Source organism: Shigella sp. SIG6 (assembly GCF_053555815.1).
The window spans coordinates 1-12,347 of sequence record NZ_JBQZXC010000106.1 but is presented as its reverse complement, the minus strand read 5'-3'; the positions used below and the strand labels follow the sequence as shown (position 1 = coordinate 12,347).

Below are 12,347 nucleotides of genomic sequence, written 5' to 3'. Positions count from 1 at the left end.
AGATAATGCACGACTCACTAACCATTGCGTTGCTCCAGGCGCGAGAAGCGGCGATGAGTTATTTTCGCCCAATCGTTAAACGGCATAATTTGACTGAGCAACAGTGGCGCATCGTGCGTATTCTGGCGGAAAGCCCATCAATGGATTTTCACGATCTGGCGTATCGCGCCTGCATTTTGCGCCCAAGCCTGACCGGGATCCTCACGCGGATGGAACGCGACGGTTTAGTGTTGCGATTAAAGCCGATCAATGATCAGCGGAAGCTCTATATCTCGCTGACCAAAGAGGGGCAGGCGCTGTATAACCGCGCTCAGACACAGATTGAAGAAGCCTATCGGCAGATTGAAGCTCAGTTTACTGCCGAGAAAATGCAACAGTTAACCCATCTGTTAGAGGAATTTATTGCTCTGGGCAATTCCCGACAAGAAGACATCCCGGGCGATAATGAATAACTTTTTAGTATCTGATAACCAGCGCCTGGTTTTTCCATGGATGGCGGGTTACACCTTTTCATAAAGTTTTTGCTTTCCAGGCCGAAAATCTTGCATCGGTCCACAGGAAAGAGAAACCATGTTAAAACGTATCAAGATCGTGACTAGCTTACTGCTGGTTTTGGCCGTTTTTGGCCTTTTACAACTGACATCAGGCGGTCTGTTTTTTAATGCCTTAAAGAATGACAAAGAAAATTTCACTGTTTTACAAACCATTCGCCAGCAGCAATCCACGCTGAATGGCAGCTGGGTCGCGTTGTTGCAGACGCGTAACACCCTCAACCGCGCGGGTATCCGCTACATGATGGATCAGAATAATATTGGTAGCGGTTCAACCGTTGCTGAGCTGATGCAGAGTGCCAGTATTTCGCTGAAACAGGCGGAAAAAAACTGGGCGATTACGAAGCGTTGCCGCGTGACCCGCGTCAGAGCACCGCCGCAGCGGCAGAGATCAAACGTAATTACGATATTTATCACAATGCGCTGGCGGAGCTGATCCAACTGTTAGGTGCAGGCAAAATCAACGAGTTCTTTGATCAGCCGACCCAGGGATATCAGGACGGTTTCGAGAAGCAGTATGTGGCTTACATGGAGCAAAACGATCGGCTCTATGATATCGCCGTCAGCGATAACAATGCCTCCTACAGCCAGGCGATGTGGATTCTGGTGGGCGTGATGATCGTCGTACTGGCGGTCATCTTCGCCGTCTGGTTCGGTATTAAAGCCTCGCTGGTAGCGCCAATGAATCGCCTGATTGACAGCATTCGTCATATTGCAGGCGGCGATCTGGTGAAACCGATTGAGGTGGATGGCTCTAATGAGATGGGGCAACTGGCAGAGAGTTTGCGCCATATGCAGGGAGAGCTGATGCGTACCGTCGGTGATGTGCGCAACGGGGCCAATGCCATCTATAGCGGTGCCAGCGAAATCGCTACCGGCAATAATGATCTCTCTTCGCGCACCGAGCAACAGGCCGCTTCGCTGGAAGAGACGGCAGCCAGCATGGAGCAACTGACCGCAACGGTGAAACAGAACGCCGAGAATGCGCGCCAGGCCAGCCATCTGGCATTAAGTGCTTCTGAAACGGCGCAACGCGGCGGCAAAGTGGTAGATAACGTGGTGCAGACTATGCGCGATATCTCCACCAGTTCGCAGAAAATCGCCGATATTATCAGCGTAATTGACGGCATTACCTTCCAGACCAATATTCTGGCTTTGAACGCGGCGGTTGAAGCAGCGCGTGCGGGTGAGCAAGGACGTGGTTTTGCGGTGGTTGCGGGAGAAGTGCGTAATCTGGCCCAGCGTAGCGCCCAGGCGGCTCGTGAAATTAAAAGCCTGATTGAAGACTCGGTGGGGAAAGTGGATGTTGGCTCTACGCTGGTCGAAAGCGCCGGGGAAACAATGGCGGAGATTGTCAGTGCTGTGACCCGCGTGACGGACATTATGGGCGAAATAGCTTCTGCTTCTGATGAGCAGAGCCGTGGTATCGATCAGGTTGGCTTAGCGGTTGCTGAGATGGACCGGGTAACTCAACAGAACGCCGCGCTGGTGGAAGAATCTGCCGCTGCCGCCGCCGCGCTGGAAGAGCAGGCCAGTCGCCTGACCGAAGCTGTGGCAGTGTTCCGGATTCAGCAACAGCAGCAACAGCAGCGTGAAACATCGGCTGTGGTAAAAACCGTGACGCCAGCTACGCCGCGTAAAATGGCAGTGGCAGATAGCGGGGAGAACTGGGAAACGTTTTAATCGCCATAAAAATGCCCGATAAGCAAAATGTTATCGGGCATAGGGAGTTTAATCTTTACGCGGGTCGTTGATCGGCTGGCGAACCAGGAAGATGTACGCCAGTGCTCCCGCTGCGGTGACGCAACCGCAAATGATTAGTGCCAGACGGAATGAGTGGGTTGTATCAACAATAAAACCAGTAATGATCGGCGCGAAAGAGGCGCAGATGAAGCTGGCAAAGTTCTGGATACTGCCCACCGACGCAGTCATGCGAGAAGCAACTGCGACGTGGATCAAGCCCCAGCAGGATGTTCCGGCAAAGTGAATACAGAACAGTGCCATGCCAATCAGCAGAACCGCCATCATGGATGTTGTCGCTTGTGGTACTATCAGCGTAAAGGCGGCAGAACAGAACATCCCGGTAATAATGCAGATCTTACGGCTTTTAATCGGAGCCATTCCCCCTTTGACCAGCCAGTCAGTAACGTAATCGTTGACCAGCATCCCGGCAGCCCCAAACAGGAAAGGGATAGCCGCCATCAACCCTGTGCTTTTTAAATCCAGGTTATAGGCTGTTTGCAGGTAACCAGGAAGCCAGGCCAGATACAGCCACGCAGTGTAGTTGATGCCACTGAATCCGAGCATCATTCCCCACATTGTGCGGTTACGGAACAGGCTGCGCCATTCGGCAAAATTGAGCGGATCTCGGCGGGCATTGACGCTACCTGCATTGAGATAAGCTTGTTCAACGGCAGTCAGTTCTACGTGCTCGCGGTTGCGATAGAGCATATACCAGCCGATGGCGAGAAAAATCCCCAGTACACCAATGGTAATAAATATCCCTCGCCAGCCCATCACCAGCATCATTGCCGCCAGAATCGGTGGGCTTACAGCAACGCCAATGGTAGAAGCTGCGTTGAAGAAGCCCATCGGGCGTCCGCGCTCTTTGATGTTGAACCAGTCGTTAATGACTTTTACACCGCATGGGTTCATCGGCGCTTCACCAATCCCCATACCGATACGCACCAACACGAACTGCGTAAAGCTGTGCACCATGCCAGACATGGCCTGGAACAGTGACCAGAAGAACATCCCCAGTCCCAGCATCAGGCGTGGGCCTTTACGATCCAATAGTGGGCCGCAAGGAAGTTGCGCAATGCCGTAAGCGAGTGAAAACACGGAGAGCAAAGCGCCGATTTCGGTGGCACTTAATCCCAATTCTTCACGAATCGTTAAATTTGCTACCGACAGCGAACTGCGGTCGAGATAATTGATTACCGCCGCAAAAAATAATAACAACATGGCGGTGGTTTGAATGCGTTTAATTCGGGTACTGCGTTGAACTAATCCATCTGGTGGCACGGGAATATCTGCCGACGAAGATGGAGTAAATGAAGAACGCGGATCGAGGGTGATATTTTCTTTTTCCACGCCGGACTCCTATATTTATAATTTTAATTGTTTACGTAATTGTGCATTACGCAAGGTTGACATTAACGGCAGGTTAAAGTTTTAGGACTTTACTACCGCTCACAAAAACATTTTTAGTCGACTGATTGTGAGCATAGGTAAGCGGGAATTTCCCGGTATTTATCTTTTGATAAAACCGTGCACCCGCTAATAGTTTGCTGTTTTTAATCCGTACTTAATGAGCATAACGCGTGTTCTCATTAATGGATCGAATCATTGATTGTTTAGCTGAATTCAAATGGTTACGGAGCGCAAGGGTGGCATCAAGGTCACTGCGGCAAATCAGAGCGCTGAGAATGGTCATATGTTCATCGACGGCAATGATATTGCGCTGTTTAAGATCGCTTTCGTCCCATTGATAGTGAAAATGAAAGATGACTGAGATGATCTCAAGCGATTGATCAAAAAAGATATTGTCGGCAGCTGAAAGCAGTAAGGAGTGAAAATCTCTGTCAAGTTGCGAGAACATGCGAAAGCTATTGCCGATGTTGTCACGCAGTAGCCGATGACGTTCTAGCATGGTTTTCGCCTGCAGCCAGCGGGGATCATGATCAGGCAGGTTGAGAAAGTGCTGAAGTGAATGTGTTTCGAGCATTTCGCGTAGCTCAAACAGCTGCTCGGCGTAGGATTGATCGAATTGCTTCATGCTCCACTGGCCGCGCTTTTCGCTTTGAATAAGATTATAACGGCCGAATTTTAAAAGATATTCTCTTACAACCACCGGGCTGACACCCGCGGCCCGAGCCAGTTGCAGTTCAGAAAAAGTTTCCCTAGGGCGTAACTGACGCTGGTTTATCATCGTGAAAAAAGCCTGCTCAAACACTTTGTTTTGTTCACTCATTGAAGCGGTAGTACAGGCGAAACCGTCATCATGGTCAGGTTTACGCGCAATAACATAGTCGTTTCCAACCTGCGTTAAGACGCCGCATTCGCGTAATTGGCTGAGAATATGACGCACTGTAGTGCGGCTGATGTTGTACATTTCCGCCAGCGCACTTTGCGATGGAAGTGGGGAAGGGATATGACCCCGCGCCATATCATCAATGACCTGGTTAATCACATTGTGGCGTAAATTTTGTGAACGACTCATATTTTCCTCCTTGTGAGTCCATTAAAACCCGATTTAAAACATTTTTATGCGTGTGTTTTCACAAAACAGATTTTCCGTTCCGCTGCCATTTTTCATTTTCATTGATATCTAAGGCAACAAAAAATGGAGAGCCGAATCATGTCTACGATGAATGTTTTAATTTGCCAGCAGCCGAAAGAATTAGTCTGGAAACAACGCGAGATACCTATTCCGGGTGACAATGAAGCATTAATAAAAATTAAGTCTGTCGGGATTTGCGGTACCGATATTCATGCCTGGGGTGGAAATCAACCATTTTTTAGTTATCCACGGGTTTTAGGCCATGAAATATGTGGGGAGATTGTTGGGCTGGGTAAAAATATTGCTGATCTTAAAAATGGTCAGCAAGTTGCTGTGATCCCTTATGTTGCCTGTCAGCAATGCCCGGCGTGTAAAAGCGGGCGTACCAACTGCTGTGAAAAAATTTCAGTCATTGGCGTGCATCAGGATGGCGGTTTTAGTGAGTATTTGAGCGTGCCGGTGGCGAACATTTTGCCCGCAGACGGTATTGACCCGCAGGCGGCCGCATTGATTGAACCTTTCGCTATTAGCGCTCATGCGGTGCGTCGCGCAGCCATTGCTCCCGGCGAGCAGGTGCTGGTGGTCGGGGCGGGGCCAATCGGTCTGGGCGCGGCGGCAATCGCTAAAGCCGATGGCGCACAGGTGGTGGTGGCGGATACCAGTCCGGCGCGCCGTGAACATGTGGCAACGCGTCTGGAGTTGCCCGTGCTGGACCCGTCAGCCGAAGATTTTGACGCGCAGCTGCGGGCGCAGTTTGGTGGTTCGCTGGCGCAGAAAGTGATCGACGCGACAGGTAATCAACATGCGATGAATAATACCGTGAATCTGATTCGTCACGGCGGCACGGTGGTATTTGTCGGTCTGTTTAAAGGTGAGTTGCAGTTCTCCGATCCGGAATTCCATAAAAAAGAAACGACGATGATGGGCAGCCGCAACGCCACGCCGGAAGATTTCGCTAAAGTCGGTCGACTGATGGCGGAAGGGAAAATCACTGCCGACATGATGTTAACCCATCGCTATCCGTTCGCCACGCTGGCAGAAACCTACGAGCGCGATGTGATTAACAATCGTGAGTTGATTAAGGGTGTAATTACTTTCTGATAAGGCGAGATTATTAAAGTTGCCATGCAGCGTCCGGGGAAGTGTTGGGCGCTGTTTTTTTTGTTTCTTAATAATGTGTTGTAAGCCGGAGAAGGCGTGTAGGTCGCACCCTATGCGACCTACACATCAGTCAGGAATTACCCTTCACGTTCTACCACTTTAATTTCCACCATGCCGATCCCGAGCTTACGCGGCGAGTGTCCGAGGATATTCCCTTCGTTGGTTGAGACAGGTTCCGGCGGCACAATTACCAGTGTGTCGGCATCGGTTGGGTTATCGAAATGCAGTGTGGTGGTGGTCACTTCATTGCCCAGCACAAGAGTTTGTTCTTCATTGCCTACGCGTACCGGAATAGGACGGCTGGCGTTATTGCCGTATGCTTTGGCGGTAATCACCAGGTCAAATTTCTTCGGCAGCGGATGCTTGTACTCGATTTTTACTTCATCGCCCAGCTGCGCGTTGGACCAGCGGCCCCACGACTCCGGACGGGAAATCCCGCTAAACTGTTTCACCTCTTCTGGCGCACCGGCGACGTTAAAGATGAAACTGTCGGCTTTGTAGCGAATATCGTTATCAACAATCTTCAGCGTATCGACATTGCCTTTGTAACGCGCCATGTCGATGACCGTATCTTTAAATGCCGTCTTGCTCTTCCATGTTGTTTTGTCAACATGCTGAACAATTTGCTGACCGCCAAGCTGCCCCTGCGAGACACACCAGTCGGTGGAAAGTGCCAGTTCCGGAGCCCAGAGTTGTGCCATCTTGTAGCAACTGTCAACCCAGACGAAATTGTCGCGTGGAGCGAAATCGGCCAGCTGGAAACGCAGCGGTGCTGAGTATTCGCTTTCCGGCAGCGGTTCCACGCGTTTGTCTGAAACCCGCAACAGCAGCGGCAAACGGAAATGGCTACCCGAGAAGGCAATCATGTTTTTCTGCTGGTCGATGGTGAACTCTTTCATCTCTTTAGGGAATTTCCACAGGCGGATGATATCTGGCTTCCACGCCAATGTTTTCTCTTTGATATTGAGGAAGATTTCCGACATCGACTGCCCGGATAAACTGCTACGACCAAGTCCGAGATAGTTATCGCCACCGAGAATGTCCAGCACCGTCGCGCCGTTATCCATCGTGTTACGCTTCACTGCCAGCGTCTTTTGCTGCGGCTTGTCGCCACGAATGACAAAAAACAGGTTATTGCGATCCTGCTTATTGAGGTATTTCCACGCCGTGTTGTTCATCGCTAAATGGTCAGAAGAGACGACGATGACAGTATCTTTAAACCACGGTGACGCTTTGATTTTGTTGATAAACGTCGCGATATTCTCCTGGCTGCAACTTACCGCGCTGAATGACTGATTCGGCTTACCGTCAAAATCATATTTTTTGCGGTTACAGGTGCGCGAGATAAAACCATCCGGGTGATGGGTATCGACTGTCAGGGTAAACAGTGAGAATCGCTGACCTGAGCGGGAAAGCTCTTCAAACTTTTTCCACGCTTCATCGAGAACGGTATCGTCGTAGAATCCCCAGTCGTTGCGATAGTGCGGGTCGGCTACCACGCTTTTCAGCTCTTCTGAGCCGTATAAGTGGTCGAAGCCGTGCGATTTCAGGAACACATCTTTACCGGCAAAACGCAGATTTGCGCCCTGCACGAAATAGTTCTGATAACCCGAGTTTTTCAGGATATCGCCCAGACAGATGTTCTGCGGGAAGAAGCTGGAGACAGAGGCGGAGGCGTTGCCTTCAAAGGGGGCGAACAGCGGTATGCCGCACTGAGAAGCCACCATGCCCGCAATCGTGTAATCCGTTCCTGGCAGCTGCTGCGTGTGGCTGAAATCCAGGCCTTCATTTTTCAACGCGCCCAGTTCAGGCGTGAGATCCGGGAAAGCTTCGTTATCAAAATAGGTCCGCTCGAGACTTTCGCCGTAGATATAAACCAGGTTGAGTTTCGGGTCAGGGATAGTTTTCGACGGCTCTTTATAATAAGCCGCAAAGTCCGGGTCGCCATCGCGTGACTGGGATTTCACCAGTTCCGTTATCTGACGAAATGCCGGGCTGGCGTCCACCGAACCCAGCGCCAGTAAGAGCGCCAGCAGGCTGTAACCAAAATGGTGCGGATGATGACGACGACGGCGCAGGATCCAGCCCAGCGCACCGAACACCGCCGTCAGCCCCAGCACAATGCCGATACCCGGCAGGATGTATTTGCTGACGCCAGCACCGGTCAGGCTGTTGGTTAAGGTATAGAGAACCGCGTCGTTAATACCATCGCCAGTAAAATAGTCGCTGGCAAACAGGGTGATATTTAAAACGACAAATAGCCCCAGCACCGTTAACGTGGCTGCAAACCACCAGGTGTTACGTCCCGCTTTCCATGCGTAAATCAGCACAGAGGCGAGAAAAAGGGCGAAAGAGAGTAGTTCTGACAACGGGCGATCCTCACTAAACCGGGCCGTTTAGCCAACGTTTAAGCTTTTTGAGAAGCACAATGTAATGGCGTCGCCATATTGCTGCAATTCTAGTGTCAAAAAAATGCGATGTTGTTAGGAATTAGTTTATAAACAGACTTTTTTGATCGCGGTCGCTTCCCGTGTAACAGGGGGAAAACCGTCCAGGAGCAGGGAAAAGGGCAGGAGAGAGCCGCGTCAGCCGGGTAACAGCTAAAACGCGGCGTTTCGCGGTTCAGGAAATGAAGTTCAGCCCCTGCTTTAACACCAGATCGCAGGCTTTGGTTTTCACCTTTTCTGCCAGCGGAGTCGTTCCGATGTTATCCAGATTGAGTTGCTGACCATCTTTGGTTTTCAGCAAACCCTGAATACCGTCCAGATAGTTGGTGTCTTCTTTTTGCTCTTCACTGTTCAGGCCCAGCTTTTCCAGCACCTGGTTCTTGATGTTTTCGGCATCGGTTACCGAAGCCAGCTTTTGCTTCGCGCAGTATTGCAGAATGCCTGCGGCATTGTTCATGTTATCTGCGCTTAAGGCCTGGTTTCCGCTGCTAAGCAAGTTAGTTAATGACGCGAGCGACCAACCGCCTTCCTGTGTCGTGCTGTTTTGGTTGCCAAGTTCGCTGGCGGCGCTGGAGAGCGCATCTTTCCAGGACGCAGCATGCACCCCGGTGGAAATTAATGCGCTGGCGGCAATGGCACAGCACAGAAGATGTTTAATAGTTTTCATCATCATTACTCAAGGTGGAATTGTGTCGCAGTATACCGCCAGAAACGGGGATTAATACTCTTTACCCGTTACCCGGCTACGGTAGCTATCCCAGTTGAAGATCACCCATAAACTGTTACCCAGGCGCATACGGTCCATCACGCGTTCGCCCAGCAACTTGGTCATCTCTTCCATATTACTGTTGGTCAGCATTCCGGTTGGGCGTTTGGAAGAAGAGCGGCGATCGACGATCTGGTTGATGATCACTTTTTCGTATTTCGATTCGGTCTGCACGCCGATCTCATCGATCACCAGCAGATCAACGTTGCTCAGATCGTTAAGCAGTTGTTCTTCGCTGGTACCGCTATTCCTGAAGGTATCTTTCATCGCCGACATAATATCGGCCACGGTGATGATCAATACGGATTTACCGCGTAGCAGCAGCTCGTTGCAGATTGCCGCCGCCAGATGGTTTTTGCCGGTTCCTGGCTTACCAGAAAAGATGAAGCTGGCGATGTTGCCGTCAAACTCTTCGACATACTGGCGCGCTTTGCTTAACGCATTCATCTGCCCTTCACACTCAACGCGATAGTTCTCAAAGGAGCAGTTCTGATGCAGTGGACGAATACCTGAGCGGTTAAAGGTGCGCTGCATTTTCATCGCCCGATTTTCACGTTCGAGAGCGGCGGAGCGGATCGCCCCTTGTTCTTTCTGCCAGGCCAGTAGCTCTTCACCCGTTTTGAATGCAGGTTTGATATGGGCAGGCATCATTTTTTGCAGGCGTTGCATCAGGTCGCCAACGTTTTTCATCGTTACCCTCTGAATCCTGGTGGAATTTGGCTGTCAGGTTCACTGACCGTATTCACATCTCGTTTCGGCAGTCCGCCGTTGCTGGCACGACCGATTTGCAGGCTGCGCGCCAGTTTTTGTTGCCACTGCACATGGTGAAAGACTTTACCTTCCGCCTGCCAGTAGGCAATGAATGAGGCCAGTTCTTCGGTGGTCACCGGCTCTCTTAGCGCCACGCCCCATAGCGCCGCCAGGCGGATAAAATCGGCATCGGGTTGCCAGTCCGGATACATGGCGAATTTCCCCATGGGTACAGCAACGGGAGCGGCTTGCGGTTCCTGATAGAGTTGATCGTCCAGAGCGACATCGCTTCCCGGACGCGCTAGCTTTTCTTCCAGCGCCAGCAGTTCAGCCAGGCGTGCAGGCGTGACGGCATAAAACGCAGGGGCATTGTTAGCAAATACGGCAACCACACCGCCTTCAGCTTTTGCCAGAACGGTTTGGTGATCGTGTACCAGGGCGTCAATACCAACGACGTCCGGGGTCAAAACTCTGGAAGACATACTGTTTCTCAAATATGGAACGATGAACGAGAAGGGAGATAACTTTTATAGTAACACACGGAGGAGAGGAGGCTGTCTCTCATCCGTGTGCTTAAGCGAGGCAATTTTATACGCGAGGGCGCTTGCGGTACAACCATAATCCAGGAATGGAAAGACCGATGGATAACGCACCAACAATCGATGAAGCTGTAAGAAAGTTGGTTAACAGGGTAATCATCAACGGTTCGCTGTAACCTAACTGGCTGATTTTTACCGCCGAAATCATTGCGGTATAAGCCGATATGCCCGGGAACATAGGGATAACGGCCGCCACGGTAAACACTTTCGGATGCGCCAGATACCAGCGCGACCATTGAATACCAATGGTACCGACCAGCATAGAAGCCATAAAGGTTGACCACTCAATATTCAACCCGCTGGTCATCAAGATCATTCGGGAACCATGACCTATCGAGCCAAGCAGCGCACACCAGCGTAACGCCCGCACGGGAACGTTGAACACCATCGCAAAGCCGACCGCAGGAATGGCGGCGAGGATCATATCCTGCGCCAACGCTAACAGAAATTCGATCACACCCATCCGCGTAGCCCCCAAATCGTCAGTGCCATCACTACGCCGACGCAGGTAGCCAGTGTCAGCAGACTGGCGATCGCCCAGCGTGCCAGTCCGGTATTGATGTGGCCTTTAAACATATCGGCGACGGCGTTAATCAACGGAAAGCCCGGCACTAGCAGCAGAACGCTGGCGGCCATCGCAATGGTGGTGGTATTGCTGAAAGTGGGGAGTTGCAAAAGCAATCCGGAAATGGTGGTGGCGGCGAAAGCGGTAAGGCAAAAGTTGATCTGTGGATGAAGATGACGTTGTGCCAGCAGCTGGCGGATATACATCGCGGTCGTACTGGCAAAGAAGGTGATGACGGCACCATCCCAGCCACCGTTATTGAGTTTACAGAAACAGGCGCAAGAAAGGCCAACCATTAAGGCTACCAGCCATCTTGGGTAACGTAATGGTTGAATTTGGCTAAATCGTTTCTCTACGCCTTTGTAATCCAGCAGATGATGCTCCGCAAGAATCACAATGTGCTGGACTTCAGTCACCACATGCATATTAATGCCGCGATCGTGATTTTTACGTGTCGATGTCAGGCATTGCCCATCTTTAATAGTTGTCAGCACTATGGCGTTCGAAGAGATAGAACTTTCGACGCTGTCCATTCCCAGCGCCCGACCCAGTCGTGAGGAAAGCTCATCAACCAACGCGCTTTCCGCACCATGTTGCAAAAGAAATAATCCACACTGGATACAAAGCCGCGTTACGGCTCGCTGTTGCTCAGTTTGCATAACTCGCCCTTTGTCATAGACGTGCTGCGTATTGTTCAGATAATGAGAATCCATTTGTATCATGAAGCACGGTTGTTTTGCGGTAGGTTAAGATCAAAATTGCGCTGATTAATCCTGGTTATTGGGACAAGCTCGGTGATAAAAAGCGAATTATCTCTCGCCGCAAACAAACTATCACATGAATATTATCACTATAATGAATTTATTGTTTAGCCTTTACGGGGCAGGATAATAGATAGCTGGGCGCGTTTTTTAGTGTTAACAAGTTAAAATCATCAGATTTTATTGAATAAATATTGATTGTGTGATTCCCGCATTCTGCGGGAAGAGATATCATTTAATTATAAATTAAATGAATGAGATTTCTGTTTTTCATTAAGTATTTCTAACAACTTAATGTAGATATTTTAAATGTCTCCAGGCTATTTCACCAGGTTATCATTTGATGCTAACCTTCTGACACATGCAGTGGAGTTGTTGTGCAGCAGGAGTATGCTGATATGAAAGTGAATGCTAAGGATAATTTATTCGCTTAATCTATTAATTTGCTGGAAACATTTAAGGAAT

10 protein-coding genes and 1 pseudogene are annotated in these 12,347 nt (G+C 50.2%); 3 read left to right on the top strand and 8 right to left on the bottom strand.

All coding sequences use genetic code 11. From position 1 onward, the window contains the following. The first annotated feature begins 5 nt into the window (after positions 1 to 5). Positions 6 to 452 (top strand): homoprotocatechuate degradation operon regulator HpaR, encoded by a 447-nt coding sequence (gene hpaR, locus ACUU1M_RS15480; protein ID WP_000543916.1) that lies wholly within the window; start codon positions 6 to 8, stop codon positions 450 to 452. Between the two features lie 118 nt (positions 453 to 570). Further along, positions 571 to 2,234, top strand: a pseudogene (tsr, locus tag ACUU1M_RS15475) (methyl-accepting chemotaxis protein). Between the two features lie 48 nt (positions 2,235 to 2,282). On the opposite strand, the gene ACUU1M_RS15470 reads toward tsr, so the two are convergent. Both ACUU1M_RS15470 and ACUU1M_RS15465 read right to left on the bottom strand, forming a co-directional pair. After that, entirely contained in the window at positions 2,283 to 3,644 is a 1,362-nt protein-coding gene (locus ACUU1M_RS15470; RefSeq protein WP_152028968.1) for an MFS transporter, read from the bottom strand. Between the two features lie 214 nt (positions 3,645 to 3,858). Further along, complete coding sequence (locus ACUU1M_RS15465; RefSeq protein ID WP_000091584.1) at positions 3,859 to 4,773, bottom strand: GntR family transcriptional regulator; 915 nt, start codon at positions 4,771 to 4,773, stop codon at positions 3,859 to 3,861. 138 nt (positions 4,774 to 4,911) lie between these two features. Here ACUU1M_RS15465 and lgoD point away from each other — a divergent pair, with 138 nt between their 5' ends. After that, positions 4,912 to 5,934, top strand: a complete 1,023-nt coding sequence (gene lgoD, locus ACUU1M_RS15460) for an L-galactonate oxidoreductase (RefSeq protein ID WP_000106033.1) — start codon at positions 4,912 to 4,914, stop codon at positions 5,932 to 5,934. 137 nt (positions 5,935 to 6,071) lie between these two features. On the opposite strand, the gene opgB is transcribed toward lgoD, so the two are convergent. From opgB to ACUU1M_RS15430, 6 genes are all read right to left on the bottom strand, one after another. Then, entirely contained in the window at positions 6,072 to 8,363 is a 2,292-nt protein-coding gene (opgB, locus tag ACUU1M_RS15455) for a phosphatidylglycerol--membrane-oligosaccharide glycerophosphotransferase (RefSeq protein WP_001292683.1), read from the bottom strand. 253 nt (positions 8,364 to 8,616) lie between these two features. Further along, positions 8,617 to 9,111: a DUF2501 domain-containing protein YjjA gene (gene yjjA / locus ACUU1M_RS15450; RefSeq protein ID WP_077248833.1), complete on the bottom strand. Its 495-nt coding sequence runs from the start codon at positions 9,109 to 9,111 to the stop codon at positions 8,617 to 8,619. Between the two features lie 48 nt (positions 9,112 to 9,159). Then, positions 9,160 to 9,897, bottom strand: coding sequence for a DNA replication protein DnaC (gene dnaC, locus ACUU1M_RS15445; RefSeq protein WP_000799911.1), 738 nt, complete (start codon positions 9,895 to 9,897; stop codon positions 9,160 to 9,162). Positions 9,898 to 9,899: 2 nt separating this feature from the next. Continuing rightward, a complete protein-coding gene (gene dnaT, locus ACUU1M_RS15440) occupies positions 9,900 to 10,439 on the bottom strand; it encodes a primosomal protein DnaT (RefSeq protein ID WP_000098818.1) in 540 nt (179 codons plus the stop codon). Between the two features lie 106 nt (positions 10,440 to 10,545). Beyond that, complete coding sequence (locus ACUU1M_RS15435) at positions 10,546 to 11,019, bottom strand: threonine/serine exporter (protein WP_000538191.1); 474 nt, start codon at positions 11,017 to 11,019, stop codon at positions 10,546 to 10,548. Continuing rightward, positions 11,010 to 11,780 carry a threonine/serine exporter family protein gene (locus ACUU1M_RS15430; RefSeq protein WP_075331766.1) on the bottom strand — a complete coding sequence of 257 codons (771 nt, stop codon included), beginning with the start codon at positions 11,778 to 11,780 and terminating at the stop codon, positions 11,010 to 11,012. Before ACUU1M_RS15430 ends, ACUU1M_RS15435 begins: the two co-directional genes overlap by 10 nt. Between the last annotated feature and the right edge of the window lie 567 nt (positions 11,781 to 12,347).